Raw genomic sequence first — 23,297 nt, forward strand, 5'->3', positions numbered from 1 at the left:
CATTTCACCTCCCCTTGCTATAAACTTGTAAGTTTTAAATTTCATGTCGGCATGTACATCGTATTCACCTTTCAATATACACACAAAGGCTTTTAAACGCTAAAATGTTTTAAAAAGGGAAAATATACATCTTAATTGTAAATCTGTGCATTTTTATTGTCAAGCCTGCCTCTACAGTATATATTGAAATTTCGTATGTTACTTTTCTAGCATTAACAATTTTTACAAAAAAAAGACCCCTTCTTTGAAATAGAGGAGTCTTTTTTTATCTCGCAGCAAATTAAATATTTAAATCGCCTTGATCGTCATCCTCAGGAGCTGGCTCTCCATCTTGGTCTAAACCATGATGTTCACGCACTTGTCCCGCAATTTCCTGACGAATATCAGTATTTTCTTTTAAGAATTGTTTTGCATTTTCACGACCTTGACCTAGACGCTCGTCATTATATGAATACCATGATCCACTTTTTTGAACAATATCTAGTTCAGAAGCGATATCCAAAATTTCACCCTCTTTTGAAATACCTTCTCCGTACATAATATCTACTTCAGCAGCACGGAAAGGCGGAGCTACTTTGTTTTTCACAACTTTAATTCTTGTTTTGTTACCTACAATATCGTTTCCTTGCTTTAACTGCTCTGCACGACGTACTTCTAGACGCACTGAAGAATAGAATTTAAGCGCACGTCCACCAGGAGTTGTTTCAGGGTTACCAAACATAACGCCGACTTTTTCACGAATTTGGTTAATAAAGATAGCGATTGTTTTAGACTTGTTGATAGCTCCAGATAGTTTACGCAATGCTTGAGACATTAAACGAGCTTGTAGACCCACGTGAGAGTCTCCCATTTCTCCTTCAATTTCCGCTTTTGGCACTAATGCTGCTACTGAGTCAACAACGATAATATCTACGGCACCGCTTCGAACTAAAGCTTCAGCGATTTCTAACGCTTGTTCTCCCGTATCAGGCTGAGATAATAATAGCTCATCAATATTCACACCTAATTTTTGAGCATATACAGGATCTAACGCGTGCTCCGCATCGATAAATGCAGCCTGTCCGCCCTGCTGTTGAACTTCTGCAATCGCATGAAGAGCAACTGTTGTTTTACCTGAGCTTTCTGGACCGTATACTTCAACTACACGTCCACGTGGATATCCACCTACACCTAAAGCTATATCTAACGCTAATGAACCACTTGGAATTGTAGAAATTCTTTTTTCCGTTTGTTCACCTAATTTCATAATTGAACCTTTACCAAATTGCTTTTCAATTTGTTTTAAAGCCATATCAAGGGCTGCTTGACGATCGTTCACTCAATTTCCTCCTCTATCTCTTTGAAATCATCTATAAACTGCAAACTTACTACGATGTAGTAGCAATGTCGAATTAACAACTTTCTATAACTTACTATACTAGTTTTCGAGTCGTTTGACAAGCAAAAAGCGAATAAATGTTCGTTTATTATTTTATAAAAAAAAGGCTGTTTTGGAAAAACCAAACAGCCTTTTTTCTTTATTTCTTTATCATCTTTAATACGTAATGACAGCCATAATTAACCGTTCGTGAACGAATCCCCTGGCGGCTTCCAGATAGCTGCAGGCTGTAAACTTGAGGAGCTTGATCTTTATAGGCTACCCCTATATATACTGTTCCTACAGGATGTCCTTCTTGTTTGGAGGGCCCAGCTACACCTGTAAACCCGATGCCAATATCCGTTTTGTATAACTGTTGAATACGCTGAGCCATTTCAGCCGCGCACTGCTCGCTAACGGCTCCGTACTGATTCAGCGTGTGTTCGCTCACTCCGAGAATATTTTGCTTGATTTCATAATGATAGGCGACCAGGCTGCCTTTTACAGCTTCTCCAGAACCTGAAACAGTTGTTAAACGTTCGCTGAATAAACCGCCGGTTAAACTTTCGGCTGAAGCAATCGTTAATCCTTGTGCCGTTAATTCTTTTACCAATTCATTATGTAAAGAAGTTGCTTCGTATCCATATAAATACTCGCCTACGCGCTCTGAAATGGTTTTTTCCACTTCGTCTAACATGCGCTGTGCTTCAGCAGCATTAGCGTGCTTAGCAGTTAAGCGAAGCGTCACTTCTCCATCTCCTGCTAGCGGCGCAATCGTCGGGTTGGTTTGCGCATCAAGCAAATCTTCAATTTCCGTCTCAAGCTGTGATTCTCCTATTCCGAAAAAGCGAAGAACGCGTGATTCAATACTTTCTTTTAATTCAAGCTTTTGAGCTAAAAATTCTTGGCCATACGATTCATACATTGGATAAAGCTCTTTTGGTGGCCCGGGAAATAGCATATAGTGTTTTCCCTCTACCGTAAGCCCCATACCTGGAGCCATTCCGTAATCGTTAGGGAGCACTGCCGAACCTTCTAGCACAATTGCCTGTTTTTTATTGTTAGGTGTCATGACACGATTTGACTGTTTGAAATAGGCTTCAATGCTTTCAAGTGCTTCTGCATTTGTTGTCAGCTCTACTCCTAACACACTCGCAATTGTTTCTTTTGTTAAATCATCTTTTGTAGGACCAAGCCCGCCTGTGAAAATAATTAACTCTGCACGCGTTTGAGCTGTAGCAATCACTTCTTTTAAGCGCTGTGCATTATCTCCTACTACCGTATGATAGTAAACATTAATTCCAAGTTCGGCTAATTTTTTCGATAAATACTGAGCGTTTGTATTGGCAATTTGTCCAAGCAGCAGCTCAGAGCCGACTCCAATAATTTCAGCGTTCATCATATCATCTCCATCTTACTTATTTTGAGTTAACAAAAGCCTGTTTGTTTTTAGCAAAGTAGTCCCAGCCTGAAATAACCGTAAAAATCACTGAGATCCAAAGCATTACGCTAGCAAATGGAATGGAAACCCATTCAAAAGGCAAGTTATACAACAGAATAGCTGAAATAGCTAAAATTTGAGTCCATGTTTTAATTTTACCTAACATATTTGCTGCTACAACTTCCCCTTCCCCTGCTAGTACAAGTCTTAAACCAGTGATAGCAAATTCACGGCTAATAATGATGATACCAGCCCATCCTGCACCTGCAATTAAATCTAAGTCAACAATAGCTACAAGCGCAGCTGAAACCAATAGCTTGTCTGCTAGTGGATCTAAAAATTTGCCCAAGTTCGTGACTAAGTCGTACTTTCGGGCATAGTATCCGTCTATCCAGTCTGTTGTAGATGCAATAATAAATAATGCTGCCCCTAATAGGTGAGCGATCGGAATCTCTTTTCCTGCTGCCTCCACTGTGCCAAATGGTAGCGGCACCATCATAAAAATGAGGAATACGGGAATTAGGAAAATCCGCGAAATGGTAATCTTGTTTGGTAAATTCACTTCTTCTGCCTCCAATTACTGTTACAAACTGAAAGCGTGCAAACGAAATTGTTTGCACGGCTTTGGTTTTATTATAGCGTGAATGAGTGATTAATTCACATATTATCTTTATTTACACCCTGATCACTTTTTAAAACAGGGTGTTTACTGTGCTTCTGCCGGCTGATATTGAATCGTTACAACTTGTCGAACTTGCTTGGATGAATCAAACGGCAAGTCAACCGCTTTTCCATTTACTTTTAACTCTACTCCAGGTGAATAACCGATGTTGACACGAGCTTCAGTTTCTTTCGTCAAATCAAATTCTTTTGTTTCACCTTTTTTTAGAATGGAGCTAAAGAAAGCATTTCCTTTTCCATTTTTCACATCTAACCAAGTATCTGCTTGAGTGGATGTTACTTCTAGATTAAATGCATCTGTACCGGAAAGAGCATACGTAGCACTTCTGCCTGTTTTTTGAACTTCCTTGTATTCTTGTTTACCGCTGTCTTTCTTTTCTTTTTCAGCTTTTTCTTTCTCAGCTTTTTCTTTTGCGGCTTTTTCTTTTTCAGCTTTTTCTTTTTCTTGTTCTTTCTTATCAGCAGCACTTTGTTCATCTTCTGACTTGCTATTGTCATTTTTTGCAGTAGTTTCATTCGTTTCTTCCTGCGTGTTAGACTGCTGAACTTCGCTGTTTGGAGCTTCTTGGTTAGCCTGCTCCTTGTTTTTATCCGAGACGATATTTTGAGCGATTACCCAAATAATAATCCCAACAACTACAACTCCCGCCACCACTAGAACAGTTGGAAGGTAGTCATATGCTTTTGAAACTCCTTTTGTATGCTGAGGAATTTCTTTGCGGCTGCGAACGCGCGAAAGCTGCTGCGGCATGTCTTCTGTTTGAGTTGAAGGAATGTCTGATTTGTATTCTTCAAAAATAGCATCTGTGTCCAACCCAATTGCTTCGCAGTATTGCTTAATAAACGCTCGTACGTAAAATTTCCCCGGCATAACCTCATAATTGCCTTCTTCAATGCCAAGTAAATAGCGTTTTTGAATTTTCGTTAGTTTTTGTAAATCCTCTAACGACAATCCTTTGTTTTCTCGTTCTTGTCTTAACCTTTGTCCTAACTCTGTCAATGCTAACACCTACCAATTATGCTAAAAATCAAACATCGATAATCCACCGTCTTGAAACATTTGAGGACCTTCCATTATTTCATATGTAATTTTCTCATTGGGGTCGTTTCTTATTTCAATAATGTAGGCAAAATCATCTAACGAATACTCGGTATTTTGTACAAATACATCCGGATGCTCCACAATTTTTGTCGCGGGTACATTCATTACTTCTCGAACAAGCTGCCAGTGCTTTTCATTCGCTCGTTTTGTCGATACAATCCCGTCAATAATAAAAATATTATCAGCGTTGTATTCGTCAGCAATAAGCTGACTGCGAATCGTTTGTTTTAAGAGTGTAGAAGACACAAAAAGCCACCTTTTGTTCGCACATACGCTAGCTGCTACAATGGATTCGGTTTTGCCTACTCGCGGCATACCTCGAATGCCGATAAGCTTATGACCGTCTTGTTTAAACAGTTCCGCCATAAAATCTACGAGCAAACCTAATTCATCTCTTACGAAACGGAACGTCTTTTTATCATCTGCGTCCCGCTGAATATAGCGACCGTGACGCACTGCTAACTTATCACGCAATTTAGGCGGTCTCATTTTTGTCACAATGATATTATCCATTGTTTTCAAAATAGATTCAAGCCTGTCTATTTGCTCATGTGAATCACAGCGCAGCAATAATCCACGGCGAATATCATCCACTCCGTTAATTGTGACAATATTAATTGACAACATTCCAAGAAGCGATGAAATATCACCTAAAAGACCCGGACGATTTTTTTGTATTTGATATTCTAAATACCACTCAATTTTCTCCATCAAACCCCTCCCATTTCTTGGCTGGCCTTCGAGAGGTGCCCCCTTTTTTTCACCTAGTTTAACTATAAATGATTTCCATTATATTATAAACCCTAAAGACAAGTAGTTCTACATTTGTTATGTATGTAAGCGCTTATTTATTTGTACTATTTATTTCTAAGAAAAAAGGAGCTTTCACATGCGGTGAATTAGCTCCTTTTTAAAAACGATAACTTATTTTACTGATCCGTTATTTTGAACTAATTTCACCATGCTGCTCGCAATTGCATGCTGCTCTTCTTTAGAAGCAACGCTCCAAAGGTCTGCTAAAATTCGCTCTTGATCATTTTTTGCATCAACTTGGTTTGCTAAATATCCACCAATTTGATAAGCAAGATCATGAATAACTTCTTCTTGCATTCCTTCGTTTTGCGCATGATGTAAACGGTCGCCTAAAAAATCTTTCCAGCTATCCCAGTTTTCTAATACTGACATGAGTAGCCCTCCTTAAGGTTTATTCATATCATAGTTTGTACCGTGTTTTTGATTTTATGCACACTTTATATGTACCAACCGCCATTAACCGATAATATTTGTCCCGTTATGTAGGAAGCTCGTGAAGATATTAAGTATGAAACCGCATCTGCCACTTCTTTTGGATATCCTATTCTTCCTAAAGGGATCTCTTCAGCCAGCTCTTTGACCTCTTCTTTTGAATAGCTGGCCATCATATCCGTTTCAATCGCTCCGGGCGCAACTCCATTTACTCGAATCCCACTTAGTGCAACCTCTTTTGCCAAAGCTTTTACAAACGTATTTTGTGCACCTTTTACCATTGAATAAAGGACTTCAAATGAAGCTCCTGTAAGTCCCCAAATGGAAGAAATCATGATGATTTGTCCGCTTTTAGCACTAATCATTTTAGGTAATAAAGCTTTGGTAATAACAAAGGGAGCCGTGATGTGAAGATAGATCATTTCTTCGGTTTCTTTTGCCGGAGTATCTGTCATTAACCCGCTAACGCTTCGTCCGCTGTTATGAATAATAACTTCTACCGGAACAATAATTTCCTCTAAAAACTTCTCCACTCCCTCTTTACATGATAAATCCGCTTGTACCGTAAACACGGTTTTTACCTTTTCAGCAAGCTCATGTGCAAGCGCCTCTATTCTGTCTCTTCGTTGATGGTAATGCAAAATAAGCGAATATCCATCCTCAGCCAATTGCTTAGCAATCGCTGTGCCAATTCCTCCGCTTGCACCTGTCACAAGGGCAAATTTCTCCATAACCTTCTCTCCTTTACATGCAAAAAAGCTGATGAACATCAGCTTTTTTGGCAACAATCATCTTTATTTAGGTACTACTTCACAAACCGTAAAGTTCTTTTCATCAATAATCTCGTTTAGCACATCTTTTATTTCGTTCACCTTCAGTTTTTCCAGCGTTTCAACAATATCAAATAAATTCATATCATTAAATGCATAGCGTGTAAACTGATTAGCGATAAACTCAGGTGAGTTTAATGAACGTAAAAATCCGCCGATTTTCTTTTTACGGATACGTTCAAGTTCTTCTTCTGTTAGTGATTTTGTTTTCATTTCAAGTAAAATTTGTTTAACTCGATCATACAGCTGCTCGGGTTGGTCCGTATCTCCCCCAATAAGAGCAAAACCAAATCCTCTTTCCTCCGTATAATCATAAGCAAATGTTTCATCAATGAGCCCGTCTGCATATAACTCCTCATAGTACGAAGAGCTTTTGCCAAATGCGTAATCTAAGATAATATTCATTGCTAACTCATATTTAAGCATTTCTCCACCTGAACGCTGCGGATTTTTCGCTTTTAGACCCACCATACATTTAGAAGATTGCACCGGCATTTTTAGTACTTGTTTTTCTTGATCCACCGTTTCAGGCTCTTCGTCAAAGTGACGCTGTATGTCAGATATTTCTTTATAATCTTTTTTCTGCTGATTGTCTCGAACTTGCTTCATGACCTTTTCCGCATTAACAGGGCCTACAATGAACAACAGCATGTTGCTTGGATGGTAGAACGTTTCATAGCATGTATACAGCAAATCTTTATTAATATGTGAAATCGATTCGATCGTGCCGGCAATATCAATTTTAACAGGGTGGTTTTTGTACATATTTTGAATGGTACCAAAATACAAGCGCCAGTCCGGATTGTCGTCATACATTGTAATTTCTTGACCGATAATGCCTTTTTCTTTTTCGACCGTTTTTTCTGAGAAGTACGGCTCTTGTACAAAGTCCACTAATGTTTCAAGGTTTTCCTCAAAATTTGACGTACAGCTGAATAAGTAAGCTGTGCGGGTAAAAGAAGTAAATGCATTGGCCGAAGCACCTTGTTTACTAAACTGCTGAAAGACATCCCCGTCTTCTTTTTCAAATAATTTATGCTCTAAAAAGTGTGCAATTCCGTCCGGAACTTTTGTCATTTCATTTTCATTTAGTGGTACGAATTGATTGTCAATCGATCCGTAGTTCGTTGTAAAGGTAGCAAACGTTTTGTTAAACTCCGGCTTTGGCAAAATATATACCTGCAGCCCGTTATCCATTTTTTCATGATACAGCTGTTCCTGAAGCTGCGAAAATTCAATTTTCTCCATTTTCTTCACCGCCCGTTCCTGTTAAGAAATAAATTGTATCCATTTCAATTTTCTCAGCCACTTTAATAATTTCCTGCTTAGATACCGCATCAATATGCTTTAAGTATTCGTCAATTGAAATGTCTTTGCCTGTTAATTCATTATGATACATAACCTCTACTAGTCCTCGTGGAGTATCCACCGTTTCAAGCAGCTGATTGTGAATGACGGCTTTTGTTTGAGCGATTTCGCCGTCTGTGAACGACCCTTGCTTCATCTCCTGCATTTGTTCTTTAATAATGGTCACGGCTTGGTCGTAATTTTTAGCATCAATACCCGACATGACCATCAGTAATCCCTTATGACTTTCTACCCTTGAAGCGGCATAATAGGCTAAGCTTGCTTTTTCACGCACATTGATAAATAGCTTAGAATGTGAGAAACCTCCGAATATACCGTTAAATACTTGCAGAGCAAAATACTGTCTATCTCCATACACAACATTTGTGCGGTAGCCAATATTTAATTTCCCTTGTTTTACTTCTTGTTTTTCCACTACTTCATTTACTTTTGAGATATCTTTAGACGTAATAGAATCTTCAATGTCTTTTTGCTCGCGCTTTGGTAACGTAAATGTTTCTTTTACTGTTTGTAAAACCTCTTCGACTTGCAAATCTCCAATAGCATAAAGGTGAATGGCATCTTCTTTTAACACCTGCTGATAATAGGCGTACAAACTTTCACCTGTAATTTCTTCCACGTCGTCAATTTGACCGTTTACATGTAAAGAGTAAGGTTCTTCCTTACACATTTCTTCGACTAATCTTAAATTAGCATAGCGCATTTTATCATCAAATACGGCTTGAATTCTCTGACGAAGCGAACGCTTTTCTTTTGTCATAATATCCTTTAAAAAAGAGTCCCCTTCAACTGCTGGCTTTAATAAAATATCGCCAAGAAGCGCTAACGCTTTTTGCAAAAGCGGAGTTGAATCTTTCAAATATTTTTCATTCGCTATATCAATGCGAATCGTAATATCGTGGTTATCACCTTTTTTTGTTAAGTCTACTTGTAAAGTAGCACCATAAAGCTCATCTAAATATGTACGAAGCTTTGTCGTAGACGGCAGCGACTCGGTAGCGCTTTGAAGCACATAAGGTAAAAGGGCACGCATTGTCACCGTTTTCTTATCTAAAGGGGCATTTAGTTTTAAAATGAACGTGTTTGTTTTGTACTTAGCTGTTTGAATGGTGTGAACAGTCAATCCTTCTAGTTCATGTTTTTGTTCAGTCAATAATTTCATGTATAAACCTCCTTTTAAATTTTGATGTATTAACTAGACAATACTTCTATTTTGAATCTTTAACGCTAATTTTAGTCTTATAACCACTATATCGAATTCAAGGAAACATTTTCAAGTAACTTGCCGCGCGCTTCCTCATTTCTTTTCATATTCTTTCTCCCAATGAAAAAAAGGCGGAGAAAAGAATATGATTCCTTTGTCTCCACCTTCTATATTTATCCAACTTTAGTCATTGTTAGACCTCGTATAGAGGATTTATTAGCGGCGGCCTTTTTCATAAGGAACGCCTAGCGCTTTAGGAGCCTCAGCACGTCCTACAAAACCAGTAAGTGCTAAGATTGTTAATACGTACGGTGCAATGGTTAAAAGGACGGATGGGATATCTTGAATAACCGGAATCTGAGCTCCCGTGATACTCAAAGACTGGGCTAACCCGAAAAACACGGCTGCGCCTAAAGCACCAATAGGATGCCATTTTCCAAAAATCATAGCTGCAATAGCAAGGAACCCTTGTCCAGCAATCGTTCCCGCTGCAAAGTTTGTAGCGATAGATGTAGCATACACCGCGCCGCCGATTCCAGCTAACATTCCGGAAATCATAACTCCAACGTAACGCATTCTCACAACCTTGATCCCCATCGTGTCTGCTGCCATTGGGTGTTCACCAACTGAACGAAGACGAAGACCAAACGGCGTTTTATAAATGATGTACCATACAGCAAAAGCTAACGCAATTGCAATATAGGACGTAATAGGAACATTCGAAAACAGAATTTTACCGATTACTGGAATGTCTGATAGACCTGGAATACTTACTTTATCGATACGGAATTGGATAAAATCTGTTTGTCCTTTCCCAAAAATCTTTTTGATTAAAAAGATTGAAAGACCCGCAGCTAGAAAATTCAGCGCTACACCACTTACAGTTTGATCTGCTTTTAATGTAATACTTGCAACAGCATGAATCAGCGAAAACACAGCGCAAACAACAGCCGCAATTACTATCGCTACCCACGGGGCCCAAGCACCTAATGAATCCTGAAGTAAAAGGGTTGAAACAATACCTGTAAACGCGCCAAACATCATCAGCCCTTCTAATCCGATGTTCACGACCCCGGAACGTTCACTAAATATCCCTCCGAGCGCGGTAAAGATAAGCGGTGCAGCTGAATAAAGCGCCGCTGGAATAATAATGGCTAACACCTCTAAGAAGTTCATTTTGCTCCCCCCTTGCCTGCACGGCCAAGCACCCAGCGAATTAAATAACTAGATGCAACAAAAAAGATAATAAGCGCAATGACAATTTGAATTAATTCAGACGGTACGCCTGTCATAAAGTTCATTTGAGGAGCCGCAGTTTGCAATCCTCCGAAAAAGAATGAAGCTAATAAAATTCCAATTGCGCTGTTAGCCCCTAAAAGAGCTACGGCGATACCGTCAAATCCCGTACCCGTAAACGCAGTGAATGTGCCCATATACTGAAATGTTCCAAGCCCTTCCATTGCCCCGGCAAGCCCGGCAAAAGCGCCTGAAATCGCCATGGATAACACAATGTTTCGGCCTACATTCATTCCTGCATACTGTGAAGCATGTTGATTAAAACCAACAGCTCTTAGCTCGAAGCCCTTAGCTGTTTTATTCAAAATAAACCACATTACGATGGCTGCAGCGATGGTAATAAGAATGCCGTAATGAAGGCGGGAGTTATCGGTTAACTGTGCTAAAAAGCTTGATGCTAAAGATGCCGATTCCTTAATATCATACGATTTTTCATTACCCGCATATAAATACGTACGGATTAAGCTGCTCGTTGTATAAAGGGCAATATAGTTCATCATAATGGAAACAATTACTTCATGAACATGAAATTTTGCTTTTAAAAATCCTGGAATAAACGCCCAAACTGCTCCAGCTGCAGCTGCTGCTAATACAGCTAAAGGAATATGAATGACTGCTGGTAAATCAAACGCATACCCAACCCATACTGAAGCCAACCAGCCAACTAAAAGCTGTCCTTCTACTCCAATGTTAAAGAGACCGGTTTTATAAGCAAACGCAACCGCGATACCAGCCAGAGCAAGAGGAGTCATGGCACGAATCGTTTCTCCAATGGCTTTTGGCGTTCCAAACATCCCGTCAAAAAGAGATTGATAGCCAAGCATTGGATCATAGCCGCCTAGTAACATAATAACCGCTCCGGCAATGAGTCCTAATATGGCCGATACAACAGGGATCAAAATCATCATTACACGTTCATTTTTCACAAGTTTATTCATGCTGTTCCACCCGCTTTCTCACGCGTACCGCCTGCCATTAATAAGCCTAACTCTTGTTCATTCGTTTCTTTTGGATCTACAATGTCGACTATTTTCCCTTCATAAATAACCGCAATGCGATCGCTTAAATTTATTACTTCATCCAGTTCTAGCGAAACAAGCAGCACTGCTCGTCCTTTATCTCGTTCTTCGATCAGTTTCTTATGAATAAATTCAATGGCCCCTACGTCCAGCCCCCTCGTTGGCTGAGCTGCAATTAATAGCTCCGGACTGCGGTCTACTTCACGGGCAATAATGGCTTTTTGCTGATTCCCCCCCGATAGCGATCGCGCTTGTGTATATTCACTAGGCGTTCGCACATCATATTCTGCAATTAGTTCTTTTGCCTTTTTATACATCTCTTTATAATTTAAAATACCTGATTTAGACATCGGCTTTTGATAATACGTTTGAAGGCCAATATTTTCACCTATTGTATAATCTAATACCAGTCCGTGCTTATGACGATCCTGCGGAATATGTCCTATTCCTGACTCCGTAATTTTACGAGTGGATAACGTAGACAATTCTTGATTTTTTAATGTGATCGAGCCCGACTTTATTTTTCTCAGACCCGTAATTGCTTCAATCAGCTCTGTTTGACCATTCCCATCTACACCCGCGATGCCTACAATTTCGCCTGCCCGAACGCTTAGATCAAGTGAACTTACAGCCTCTACTCCTCGGCTGTCTTCTACTACTAATTCTTTTATTGTTAACACAGCTTCTTTTGGAGTCGCTGTTTTCTTTTCAGTTTTAAAATGCACTTCTCTTCCTACCATTAAAGCAGCAAGTTCATCAGGGTTGGTCTCTTGCACATTTACCGTGCCAACCCCGACACCTTTTCGAATAATTGTACAGCGGTCACATACTGACATAATTTCTTTTAATTTATGCGTAATTAAAATAATCGACTTTCCTTCTTGAATTAATTTTTTCATAATTTGAATTAATTCCGTAATTTCCTGAGGTGTTAAGGCGGCAGTAGGTTCATCAAAAATAAGAATGTCGGCTCCTCTGTAAAGCGTCTTTAAAATTTCCACTCGCTGCTGCATGCCAACTGAGATATCTTGAATCTTCGCATATGGATCTACCGATAATCCATATTGATTTGAAAGCTCTTGAATATCTTGAGCTGCTTTTTTAATATTGATTTTCCCCGTGCGCGTCGGTTCGTTTCCAAGAATAATATTTTCTGTTACTGTAAAGTTTTGAACGAGCATAAAATGCTGATGAACCATCCCAATCCCTAAGTCATTCGCTACGTTAGGGTCCGTGATTTTGACTTCTTGGCCGTTTACACGAATCTGCCCTTTTTCAGGCTGATAAAGTCCAAATAAAACGTTCATCAGCGTTGACTTACCTGCACCATTTTCTCCTAACAAAGCATGAATTTCTCCCTTTTTCACTTGGAGTGTAATATTGTCATTAGCGACAATACCGGGAAACTCTTTGCGAATATCTAGCATTTCAATAACATATTCCACTGCTTTCACTCCCTATTCCTGCCTGCTACAGGATTCTGTCTTCCGTTTTTTGGCTATGAAAAAGGCTAGTTTTCACTAGCCTTTTATACTCATATAATCATTGCTTAACAGACGTCAACTTATTTTTTAAGCGTTTTTTCAAACTCTTTAAATTCTTTATCCGTTTGAGGCACCGTAATGTCACCGTCTAGAATTTTTTGCTTATACTCATCAACTGCTTTTAACGCATCTTTGCTTACATTATCTTGTGATGGAGCAATTCCTACTCCGTCTTCTTTTAAGCCAAACACAACTTCTTTACCACCTGGGAATTTGTCGTCCATTGCTTTTTTGGCAACATCTTCTACAGCCAAGTCAACGCGTTTAACCATCGAAGTTAACGTTACGTTTTCAGGCATACCTTCTTCATGCTGATCGCGGTCAACTCCAATTACCCAAACCTTTTTGTCTTTCCCGCCTTTTGAACGGTTTTTAGCTTCTGTAAATACGCCGTTTCCAGTACCGCCAGCCGCTTGATAAATAATATCAGCGCCTTTGCTGTAAATGGTAGAAGCAATAGCTGAACCTTTTTCTGGAGAGTTAAAACTTTCTGCGTATTGAGAGATAACTTCAGCATCTGGGTTTACAGATTTAACACCTGCTTTAAATCCGTTTTCAAACTTCTTGATTAATGGAGATTCAACGCCTCCGATAAAGCCGATTTTGTTCGTTTTCGTTTGTTTAGCTGCCACTACACCTACTAAGAAAGAGCCTTGCTCTTCTTTAAATAGAATGCTTGCCACGTTATCTAAGTTCTCTGACTTTAGCGTATCGTCTACTAATGCAAAGTTAGCATCTGGATACTGCTTTGCTGCTTTTTTAATATCTTCCTTTAATAAAAAGCCAATTCCATACGTCAAGTTGTAGCCACTCTCAGCAAATTTAGAAAGATTGCTCTCGTATTCAGATGCTTTTGTAGACTGCAAATACTTATATCCAGTCCCTTCATCAAGTCCGTTATCTTTCCCAAACTTTGTCAGACCTTCCCAAGCAGATTGGTTAAACGATTTATCATCTACCCCGCCCGTATCTGTTACCATTCCCACTTTAAAATCCGCCGCTTTTTTATCTCCGCCGCTCTTACCTGCGTCGTCTGAGCCACACGCGCTTAAAAGTGTTCCTGCCGCTAATACTAGTGATAATGCAAGTCCCGTTTTACGTTTTAACATGTTTTAACCCCCTGAATAGTTTTAAAAGTATAAAGCCAATTTTCTATTTCGTCCTTGTGACCTACATTTGACACCTCCTTAAAAGGACAATGTTAAACAGTTATAAATTTTCTGACATTTAACCACAAAAAAACTAGACGCGTTTACGCAATACTTGGAAACTAAATTGATCTGCTTTAAAATAATTGATGGAATATAAAATGGGTTCATCATGCTGGTCATAATGCATTTGTTTCAGCACAAGCAAAGCGGTTTCTGGTTCGCATTGTAAAATAGGAGAAACTTTTTCATGATAGCCTAGAGGCTCAATGTTTGCCACTGCGTATGAAATATGTTTTCCTGCTTGTTTTTCAAGAATTTCTAGCAAAGACTCTTGTTTATATTCAAAATTTTCAGGCAATATTTTTTGAGGAACCTTGTCCATGCAATATACAACCGGCTCTCCGTTTGCCGTTCTCACCCGTTCAACAAATAAAATCTGTTCGTCTTCCCCGCAAGCAAAACGTGTTAAATCATTTTCAGACAACTCTTGTATTTGAGAAGATAAGAAGATTGTTCCAGCCTTCATACCGGCTTGTTCAATCATATGTGTTATACTATTTAATTGCTCAATCCCTGACAAAAAAGTAGGCTTCGTGTTGACAAATGTTCCCACGCCGTGTCTGCGAACAATAATATTCTCTTCTTCTAATATGCGAAGTGCCTCACGTAACGTTGCGCGGCTAACCCCTAGCTGCTTTGATAAATCAAACTCTGAAGGGAGTCTTTCCTTTTCTTTAAAAATTCCTTTTTCTATATTTTGTTTAATTTTATCAATCACTTGTAAATACAAGTGCCGATTATCCGCACGTATAGACATCATTCTTCCCCCATATTAAAAAGTCATCAGACCTCTGATGTTCGACTACTTAATCGAAAATAATATATCATTTTTCGACAGATAAATAAATAGGTTATATTAATTTTTTATTAAAATTATTATTATTTTTTTAAAAAAATGAATTTTTGTTATTTTTCAATGTCAGCATACCTAACAACCTGCTTTTCTTCTAATATTAGATAAAAACCAAACATTTTAGTCATTAAATTTTTTAATATTCGTTTTTATTTCATTTATTTAGCATGACATATTTTTGTATGATACTATTCTTACCGTCTCTTATTCCATAAAAAAAGAGGTTGAGACATAACGAAATGAATTCAAACTAAAGACGAACAAATGGGATAATGAGCTGAACAGCTTTTGACACTGCAGTTGATTTCCGTGTAAAACTCCGGTTTCCGCCGGCGGGTGATGAGCCTCCTCGTCGCTTGCGCTTTTCCCGCAGGAGTCTTCGCCCTGCCCTTCAATCAACTGCTAGAAGGAACGAAACAGATGAAACCTACGTTTATCATAACAAAAAAAACGAACCACTAATCAAACATATTGATTAATGGTTCGTTTTTCACTTCAGCTAAAATACTTTTGTCCCAGCCTCATCTTTTCTAGTAACATTATTAAGATCCAACATCCTCATTTTGCTGAGAAATCAGCACGGAACGCGGCTTACTTCCTTCATAAGGCCCCACCACTCCACGCTCTTCCATTGCATCGATCAAGCGTGCAGCCCGGTTATAGCCAATTCGAAAGCGTCGCTGCAGCATAGAAACAGAAGCTGTTTGCATTTCTGCTACAAGCTGTACCGCTTCGTCATATAGCTCATCTGCAAAATCATCAACTTGTTCAGGAGCATCGGTTGGAATCATTTCTTCTTGATACTGCGCTTTTTGCTGTGCAATTACAAAATCAACAATTTCTTCTACTTCTTCATCTGATAAAAAGGCACCTTGCACACGCACAGGTTTTGAAGCTCCAACAGGCATGAACAGCATATCTCCTCTTCCTAGAAGCTTCTCAGCTCCTCCCATATCTAAGATCGTACGAGAGTCAGTTTGTGAAGATACACTAAAAGCGATTCGGGAAGGAATGTTTGCTTTAATAACCCCAGTAATAACATCTACTGATGGTCGCTGTGTAGCAATAATCAAATGAATGCCGGCAGCACGAGCCATTTGAGCAAGACGTGTGATCGAATCTTCGACGTCAGATGAAGCAACCATCATCAAGTCAGCCAACTCATCGACAATCACCACAATATAAGGAAGAGTCGGCTGTTTTGCATCGGCGTCTCCATCATCATTCATACGTTTTACTAAATCGTTATATCCTTCAATGTTTCTCGTTCCGCTGTGTGAAAACAACTCATAACGTCGCTCCATCTCACTTACAACTTTCTTTAAGGCTTGAGAAGCTTTTTTCGGATCCGTTACAACAGGAGCCAATAAATGCGGAATACCATTGTACATATTGAGCTCAACCATTTTAGGGTCAATCATCATTAATTTTACTTCATGAGGCTTTGTCCTCATTAAAATACTAATAATAATACCGTTGATACACACACTTTTTCCGCTTCCTGTTGCGCCTGCTACAAGCATATGAGGCATTTTATTAAGCTCTGCTAGCACAGCTTCGCCTGAAATATCTCTTCCTAAACCAACTAATAGCTTTTTATCCGGTCGGTTATTTTCAGTTGCTTCAAGTACTTCTCTAAGTGAAACCATCGCTACTTCTTCGTTCGGCACTTCAATTCCTACCGCTGATTTCCCGGGAATTGGAGCTTCAATCCGAATATCTTTGGCAGCTAATGCAAGTGCTAGATCATCACTTAAATTGACAATCTTACTTACTTTTACTCCTACATCAGGATATACTTCATATTTTGTAACAGCTGGTCCAAGGTGAACTTTTGCCACTTTTGCTTTTACGCCGAAACTTTGAAACGTTTTTTCAAGTTTTTCGGCATTTTTATAAATGTTTTTATGCTCTTTTGCCTGGTTGCTTTTCTTTGGCATCGTTAATAGCTTGATAGGAGGAAGCTCATACTCTTTATTTTCCGTTTCAGTAAATGTAATCATAGGAGCTTTTTTTTCTTCCTGTTCCTTTTGCGGCTTTGGCTGTTGCGGTGCAGCAGCTACAGGTTTCGATTCCATAACCGGCGGCGCTGGAGCTATAGGAGCAGCAGGAGATTGACTAGACTCTTCCTCTCCGTAGTCAAAGTGTTCAATAATTGGAGGCGAAGGTGCTTCTACTTCTATGTCCATGCTTTCTTCAGGTTCTTGCACAGCTTTTTCTTGTCGTCTCTTTTTTGTTGTTTTAGGAGCTTTTTTCTTCTTATGTTTCCACGTCTGAATATCTTGCCAGCCTTCTTTTAACTCCGTTGTTAAAAAATTCACTAGAGGTGACAAAAGTTTTAATACCGTTTCGTGAAGCGAACGTCCGGTAATAAGCAGTACCCCAATCACAATAAGCAAGGCAGCGATAAGTTCTGTTCCTAAGCTATCAAATAGATAGTAGAACATGGCAAACATAATAGCTCCTATCATCCCTCCGCCTAAATCACTGTGATTCGACTGGCCCGTTGCTTCGAGCATATACAAATCCCACGTGTTCATAATGACAGACGGATCTGTAAACGTTCCGTTTTTTGATAAATTTTCAAATAACGTAACATGACTAAACAGTAAAATAGATAAAATAATGAGATATGTACCGATAAGCTGCCGCGTCACTAAAGGAGGCATTTCTCTTTTCCAAATAATATAAACAGATAGAATAGCCATTCCGATTAAACACAGCATATACCATTCGCCCATAAATAAGCGGACCACTAGTACAAGGGCCTGTCCTACAGCACCCAGTCCTGCCATGGCAATTAACGTTAATGCTAATAAAAATAAGCCAATAAGCTCAAAGCGCAATATGCGTTTCCATTCATCCTTTTTTATTTGACCTCTTCGTTTTTTCTTTGCCATTTTTCCACTCCAATCAACGTCCAACACTCTATGTTGATTTTGTTTCTTTTATCAGTTGAATAAAAAAGCAGCCAATACAGCGGCTGCCTTCTTCGTCATATTCATTATACCATATTCACCATAATTATACTGAAATCCTTACGACAAAATTTGACCAGGATAATAATTTTCATTCAAATAATCTTGAGGATTCGTGCTTAAAATCCTCACAATTTGCTGTTGCTTTTGTTCATTTTCTTCAACAATAACCGGGATTCCATTATGGTTAATAAGCTTTGGCTGAGATTGTTCTTGATGATAAGACTGCTGAAAGATCAGTTCTTGCGGCATCATTGTATACAAAATCATTGCAGCAGCTGCTCCTCATTCTGACGTCCTTGCTCAATCAGTTCATTCAATTTTTTGATCGCTTGAGCAACTCCGCCTACTTCATTAATTAACCCGTATGAAACAGCATCTCCGCCAACTACATTTGTCCCGATATCACGCGTTAAGTTCCCTTTTGAAAACATAAGTTCTTTAAACTTTTCTTCTGAAATATGAGAGTGTTCTCTCACAAAGTTAATCACGCGCTCTTGCATTTTATCTAAGTATTCAAATGTTTGCGGTACACCAATAACAAGACCCGTTAAGCGAATAGGATGAATGGTCATGGTCGCTGTACCGGCAATATACGAATAATCAGTTGAAACCGCAATTGGAACACCGATTGAATGTCCGCCTCCTAACACAATAGACACAGAAGGCTTGGATAACGAAGCGATCATTTCAGCAATTGCAAGACCCGCTTCTACATCTCCACCTACTGTATTTAAGATAATAAGCAATCCTTCAATTTTTGGATTTTGTTCGATCGCCACAATTTGCGGGATGACATGCTCATATTTTGTCGTTTTGTTTTGAGGAGGCAGCTGCATGTGCCCTTCGATTTGTCCTACAATCGTTAAACAGTGAATATTAGAATCCTGAGGAAGCTGAGCCACGTTGGTCTGTCCTAGTTGTTGAATTTTATCTAATATTCCGCCCTTGCTTTCTTCATTTTTATTAGGCTGCTGAGGCGCTTCATCAGAATGTAATCTTTCGTTATTTTCAAACATATTCTAGCTCCTTTCAATTATTGATAGTAGTAGTATGAACTTCTCATAGTTATTACATCCGCATCAGCTGCAAATAAAAAGCCTTCCCAGCGGGAAGGCTTCACATTAGATTTCCATGATAATCGGTAAAATCATCGGTTTACGACGGGTTTTTTCATATAAAAATTGATTTAAACTTTCTCTCATTTTTAATTTTAATGAAGACCACTCGATCACTTTGTCTTCCATACACTTTTCTAAAATTTGCTGAACAATCTTCGTTGCTTCTTCTAAAAGCTTTTCTGATTCTCTTACATAGACGAATCCGCGGGAGATGATTTCTGGCCCCGCTACTACCGTTTTTTGGCGTTTATTAATCGTAACTACCACCGTTAAGATTCCGTCCTGTGACAGCAGCCTGCGATCTCTCAGAACGATATTTCCAATATCACCGACGCCTAGTCCATCAATGAGCGTATTTCCCGCTTGAATAGAACCGCTAGGGTACATGCGAGCATCTTTAAATTCAACTCGCTCACCTTTTTCAAGCAAACAAATATGATCTTCTGATATTCCTAATTGACCGGCCAGCTTTGCATAAGCTTTTTGTTTTCGATACTCTCCATTCACAGGCATGACATATTTCGGCTTTGTTAAGTTAATCATAAATTTTAATTCTTCTTGACTGCCGTGTCCAGAAGCCTGCACTTTCCTCTGAGCAAACACTACGCTTGCTCCTAAACGAAAGATGACGTCAATTGTTTTTGAAAAGGTCGTTTCGTGCCCCGCCACAGGTGTAGCAGCCAGCAGGACCGTATCATCTTGTTTGATTTGAATAAATTTATGGGACTGTTTAGCCATTCGAGTAAGACCTAAAATCGGCTCTCCGTGATGACCTGTTGTTAAAATAACCGTTTCATGTTCTGGAAGATCTTTTAGCTTTTGTACAGGAACAATTAAATCCTCAGGCAGCTGCAAATGTCCAAGTTCTGCTGCAATATCAATGATTTTCAGCATACTTTTTTCCATAACGATCAGGTTACGGCCGTGCTGATATGCGGCATGAATGATTTGCTGAATACGGTGCAGATTGGAACTGTATGCAGCAACAATGATTCGACCTTTGCTTTTATAAAAAGCGTCGGTAATATTTTGTCCAATGACGGCTTCAGAAACTGTATAGCCTGGCTTATCCGCATTTGTACTGTCTGAAAGCAAACACAGGACGCCTTGTTCCCCAATGGCAGCCATTTTTCCAATATCAGCGCTTTGAATGCTGACTGAATTTTGATCAAATTTAAAATCACCTGTATATACAATCGCCCCTTGATTTGTTTGTAAACAAATACCGACTGAATCTTGGATGCTGTGCTGCGTTCTAAAAAATGAAATATCCACTCCTTCAAACGATAAAACCGTTGACGAAGTGATAGGATGTAAAGCTTCATATTTTTTAATTCCATATTCTTTTAACTTTTCTTTGATAAGTGCTAGCGTTAATTCTGTACCATATACAGGCACATCCAATTTTTGAAGTATAAAGGGAATAGCGCCAATTTGTTCTTCGTGTCCATGAGTAACAAATATGCCTTTTACGTTCTGCTGATTTTCTACTAAATATGTAATGTCCGGAATGACAATATCAATTCCTAACATTTCCCCTCCCGGAAACTTTGATCCTGCATCTAACACATATATGTTTTCATTGATTTCCACCACATACATGTTTTTTCCAAGTTCTCCGACTCCACCCAAGGCTGAAATTTTAATATTTTCTGTCTTTTCTAGTACCATAAGCTCCTCCTACTTACTTTCACCCGTACAATTTCATTTGCTTACATTATAACTGAAGTAAGAATTGGAATACAAGAAATTTCATTCGTCTATTTCCGTCATCTGCTCTTCTATTATCTTATAAGAAAAAAACGTCCCTTCATCGACTCGTATATACGGTCAATGAAGAGACGTTTAAAAAACATACTTATAGCTTATAGCGTATTTAATGTGCTGACTAACGTTTGGCGTTCTTCTTCTGTTAACGGAACTAAAGGTAATCGTACCGATCCTACGTCTAATCCTTTTAGCTGTAAAGCCGTTTTAACAGGCGTTGGACTTGGAGCTGCAAAAAGAGATTTCATAACAGGTACAATACGCTGATGAATTTTTGCTGCTTCCTTCGGATTTCCTGACTCATAAAGCTTAACCATCTCTTGCATTTCATTCCCAATAATGTGAGAGGCAACAGAAATAATACCAGTTCCTCCAATTGCTAATACCGGTAGTGTTAAGCCATCATCACCGCTGTATAAAGCAAAATCATCGCTTGTTTGTGCGATAATAGCTGTCATTGCGTCAAGATCTCCACTTGCATCTTTTAACGCTACAACATTTGGCAGTTCAGCTAGGCGTACAATTGTATCAACAGACATATTGATCACGGATCGCCCTGGAATATTGTATAACATGACAGGCAGCTCTGTACTTTCAGCAATTGTTTTAAAGTGCTGATATAAGCCTTCCTGATTCGGCTTGTTGTAATAAGGTGCTACAATCATAATCGCATCTACGCCGATTTCTTCTGCCTTTTTCGTTAATTCAATTGATGCATACGTATTGTTGCTTCCTGTACCAGCCACAACAGGTACACGGCCATCTACTACCTTTACTGAGTGGCGGAACAGCGCCAGCTTTTCTTCTGTTGAAAGCGTAGGAGATTCACCCGTTGTTCCTGCAATAACCAACGCATCCGAACCGTTGCTGATTAAATAGTTAATAAGCTGCGTTGTTTTTTCAAAATCAATATTTCCTTTATGATCAAAAGGCGTTACCATCGCTGTTGCGACTTTCCCAAAATCAATCATGTTTTCACTCCTTGAAATTGCATTATCCCTATTCATGTAATGAACCGTTAGCTTATAGCTAACGGAACATGTAGTTTATCTCTTTTGCGGTGCTTTTGACAAGTCAAAGGCACCATGAAGAGCATTAACGGCTTTCTTTAAATCCTCTTCTTTTACAAGCACCCAAATCGTCGTATGGCTGTCAGCAGATTGTAAAATCTGAATACCTTCGCTAGAAAGGGCTGTAACAATTTTAGATGTAACACCAGGCACCCCTGCAATTCCTGCTCCAACCGTTGACACTTTGGCACAGTTGCGAATAACAGCCGGCTCATACCCCAGCGCATGAAGCACATCAATCGCTTTGTCAGTTGCTTCATCTGTTACCGTATATACAACACCCTTCGGTGAAATATTGATAAAATCTACGCTGATTTTTTCTTGTGCCATTGCTTTGAATACTTCTGCTTGCGTATCATAATGGCCTTCTTTACTAAAAACTTTAATTTGAGTGACGTTGGATACGTGCGCGATGCCTGTTACAAGGCGTTCTTGCACATCGCTTCCACGCTGCTGTGCTTCACCTTGAGATGTAACGAGCGTACCTGCTGAATCAGCATAAGTGGAACGGACGCGCATCGGTACTTTTGCCTGCATGGCAATCTCTACGGCACGTGGGTGAACTACTTTTGCACCTTGATAAGCCATATTGCATATTTCGTTATATGTGACAACGGATAGCGGCCTTGCATCTTCTACAATACGCGGGTCCGCTGTCATCACACCTTCTACATCTGTGAAAATGTCAATGTAATCAGCCATAAGGGCTGCACCTAAAGCTGAAGCAGATGTATCGCTGCCTCCGCGTCCAAGCGTTGTTGTATCACCTTCAGTAGTTGCCCCTTGAAAGCCTGTTACAACAACGACATCATATTCTTCTAATTCTTTTAACAAACGGTCGCATTTCATTTCCAGTATCTTGGCATTGGTAAAATCATCATTCGTCACAAACCCGGCCTGTGCACCGTTTAATGCTGTAGCTTTAATACCATTTTCGTTTAATAAATTCGTAAATACAACCGATGAAATTAACTCTCCGCATGCCATAAGCATATCAAGCTCACGTTTGTTAAGTGACGCTTTATTTCCATCAACAAGTGAAAGCAAAGTATCTGTTGCATACGGCTCACCTTTTCGTCCCATTGCCGATACGACAACGACTACTTTGTAACCCTCACTTAATACATTATTTAAATGATAGATTGCTCTCGCTCTTCCTTCTTCGTTACGAACGGAAGTTCCTCCAAATTTTTGGACGATTATTTTCATA

20 protein-coding genes are annotated in these 23,297 nt (G+C 39.3%); all 20 read right to left on the minus strand.

What is annotated here, in order from left to right; translation table 11 throughout:
* Positions 1-280: 280 nt before the first annotated feature.
* The 20 genes from recA to dapG all read right to left on the minus strand — a co-directional run bounded on the left by recA (position 281) and on the right by dapG (position 23,296).
* Complete coding sequence (recA, locus tag LAV82_RS02300) at positions 281-1,318, minus strand: recombinase RecA (RefSeq protein WP_013058804.1); 1,038 nt, start codon at positions 1,316-1,318, stop codon at positions 281-283.
* A gap of 199 nt (positions 1,319-1,517) precedes the next feature.
* Positions 1,518-2,759: a competence/damage-inducible protein A gene (locus LAV82_RS02305; RefSeq protein ID WP_029320633.1), complete on the minus strand. Its 1,242-nt coding sequence runs from the start codon at positions 2,757-2,759 to the stop codon at positions 1,518-1,520.
* A 16-nt stretch (positions 2,760-2,775) separates the two neighbouring features.
* Positions 2,776-3,360: a CDP-diacylglycerol--glycerol-3-phosphate 3-phosphatidyltransferase gene (gene pgsA / locus LAV82_RS02310; RefSeq protein WP_499715598.1), complete on the minus strand. Its 585-nt coding sequence runs from the start codon at positions 3,358-3,360 to the stop codon at positions 2,776-2,778.
* Between the two features lie 144 nt (positions 3,361-3,504).
* Positions 3,505-4,488, minus strand: coding sequence for a helix-turn-helix domain-containing protein (locus LAV82_RS02315; protein ID WP_255285006.1), 984 nt, complete (start codon positions 4,486-4,488; stop codon positions 3,505-3,507).
* A 12-nt stretch (positions 4,489-4,500) separates the two neighbouring features.
* A complete protein-coding gene (locus LAV82_RS02320; protein WP_013058808.1) occupies positions 4,501-5,292 on the minus strand; it encodes a DUF3388 domain-containing protein in 792 nt (263 codons plus the stop codon).
* 213 nt (positions 5,293-5,505) lie between these two features.
* Positions 5,506-5,766: a DUF3243 domain-containing protein gene (locus LAV82_RS02325; protein WP_013058809.1), complete on the minus strand. Its 261-nt coding sequence runs from the start codon at positions 5,764-5,766 to the stop codon at positions 5,506-5,508.
* A 65-nt stretch (positions 5,767-5,831) separates the two neighbouring features.
* On the minus strand, positions 5,832-6,557 hold the full coding sequence (ymfI, locus tag LAV82_RS02330; RefSeq protein WP_013058810.1) for an elongation factor P 5-aminopentanone reductase: 726 nt from the start codon (positions 6,555-6,557) through the stop codon (positions 5,832-5,834).
* A 63-nt stretch (positions 6,558-6,620) separates the two neighbouring features.
* Positions 6,621-7,904, minus strand: a complete 1,284-nt coding sequence (gene yfmH, locus LAV82_RS02335; RefSeq protein ID WP_211077411.1) for an EF-P 5-aminopentanol modification-associated protein YfmH — start codon at positions 7,902-7,904, stop codon at positions 6,621-6,623.
* Positions 7,891-9,186, minus strand: coding sequence for an EF-P 5-aminopentanol modification-associated protein YfmF (gene yfmF, locus LAV82_RS02340; RefSeq protein ID WP_013058812.1), 1,296 nt, complete (start codon positions 9,184-9,186; stop codon positions 7,891-7,893). The genes yfmH and yfmF overlap by 14 nt, the downstream gene beginning before the upstream one ends.
* Positions 9,187-9,444: 258 nt before the next feature.
* On the minus strand, positions 9,445-10,404 hold the full coding sequence (locus LAV82_RS02345) for an ABC transporter permease (protein ID WP_211077410.1): 960 nt from the start codon (positions 10,402-10,404) through the stop codon (positions 9,445-9,447).
* Positions 10,401-11,462, minus strand: a complete 1,062-nt coding sequence (locus tag LAV82_RS02350; protein ID WP_013058814.1) for an ABC transporter permease — start codon at positions 11,460-11,462, stop codon at positions 10,401-10,403. The genes LAV82_RS02345 and LAV82_RS02350 overlap by 4 nt, the downstream gene beginning before the upstream one ends.
* Positions 11,459-12,988: an ABC transporter ATP-binding protein gene (locus tag LAV82_RS02355; protein ID WP_013058815.1), complete on the minus strand. Its 1,530-nt coding sequence runs from the start codon at positions 12,986-12,988 to the stop codon at positions 11,459-11,461. The genes LAV82_RS02350 and LAV82_RS02355 overlap by 4 nt, the downstream gene beginning before the upstream one ends.
* A 119-nt stretch (positions 12,989-13,107) precedes the next feature.
* Positions 13,108-14,196, minus strand: coding sequence for a BMP family lipoprotein (locus tag LAV82_RS02360; RefSeq protein ID WP_013058816.1), 1,089 nt, complete (start codon positions 14,194-14,196; stop codon positions 13,108-13,110).
* A gap of 133 nt (positions 14,197-14,329) precedes the next feature.
* Positions 14,330-15,055, minus strand: coding sequence for a GntR family transcriptional regulator (locus LAV82_RS02365; RefSeq protein ID WP_013058817.1), 726 nt, complete (start codon positions 15,053-15,055; stop codon positions 14,330-14,332).
* Positions 15,056-15,693: 638 nt separating this feature from the next.
* Entirely contained in the window at positions 15,694-18,051 is a 2,358-nt protein-coding gene (locus LAV82_RS02370; RefSeq protein ID WP_499715603.1) for an FtsK/SpoIIIE family DNA translocase, read from the minus strand.
* A 138-nt stretch (positions 18,052-18,189) separates the two neighbouring features.
* Positions 18,190-18,399, minus strand: coding sequence for a YlzJ-like family protein (locus LAV82_RS02375; protein WP_013058819.1), 210 nt, complete (start codon positions 18,397-18,399; stop codon positions 18,190-18,192).
* A complete protein-coding gene (locus tag LAV82_RS02380; RefSeq protein ID WP_013058820.1) occupies positions 18,396-19,148 on the minus strand; it encodes a ClpP family protease in 753 nt (250 codons plus the stop codon). Before LAV82_RS02380 ends, LAV82_RS02375 begins: the two co-directional genes overlap by 4 nt.
* A 105-nt stretch (positions 19,149-19,253) precedes the next feature.
* Positions 19,254-20,921, minus strand: coding sequence for a ribonuclease J (locus tag LAV82_RS02385; protein WP_499715604.1), 1,668 nt, complete (start codon positions 20,919-20,921; stop codon positions 19,254-19,256).
* A 194-nt stretch (positions 20,922-21,115) separates the two neighbouring features.
* Positions 21,116-21,988, minus strand: a complete 873-nt coding sequence (gene dapA / locus LAV82_RS02390) for a 4-hydroxy-tetrahydrodipicolinate synthase (RefSeq protein WP_013084756.1) — start codon at positions 21,986-21,988, stop codon at positions 21,116-21,118.
* A gap of 75 nt (positions 21,989-22,063) precedes the next feature.
* Positions 22,064-23,296: an aspartate kinase gene (gene dapG / locus LAV82_RS02395; protein WP_211077405.1), complete on the minus strand. Its 1,233-nt coding sequence runs from the start codon at positions 23,294-23,296 to the stop codon at positions 22,064-22,066.
* Between the last annotated feature and the right edge of the window lies 1 nt (position 23,297).

Source organism: Bacillus sp. ILBB4, from assembly GCF_035064545.1.
Classification (GTDB): Bacteria; Bacillota; Bacilli; order Bacillales; family Bacillaceae_H; genus Priestia.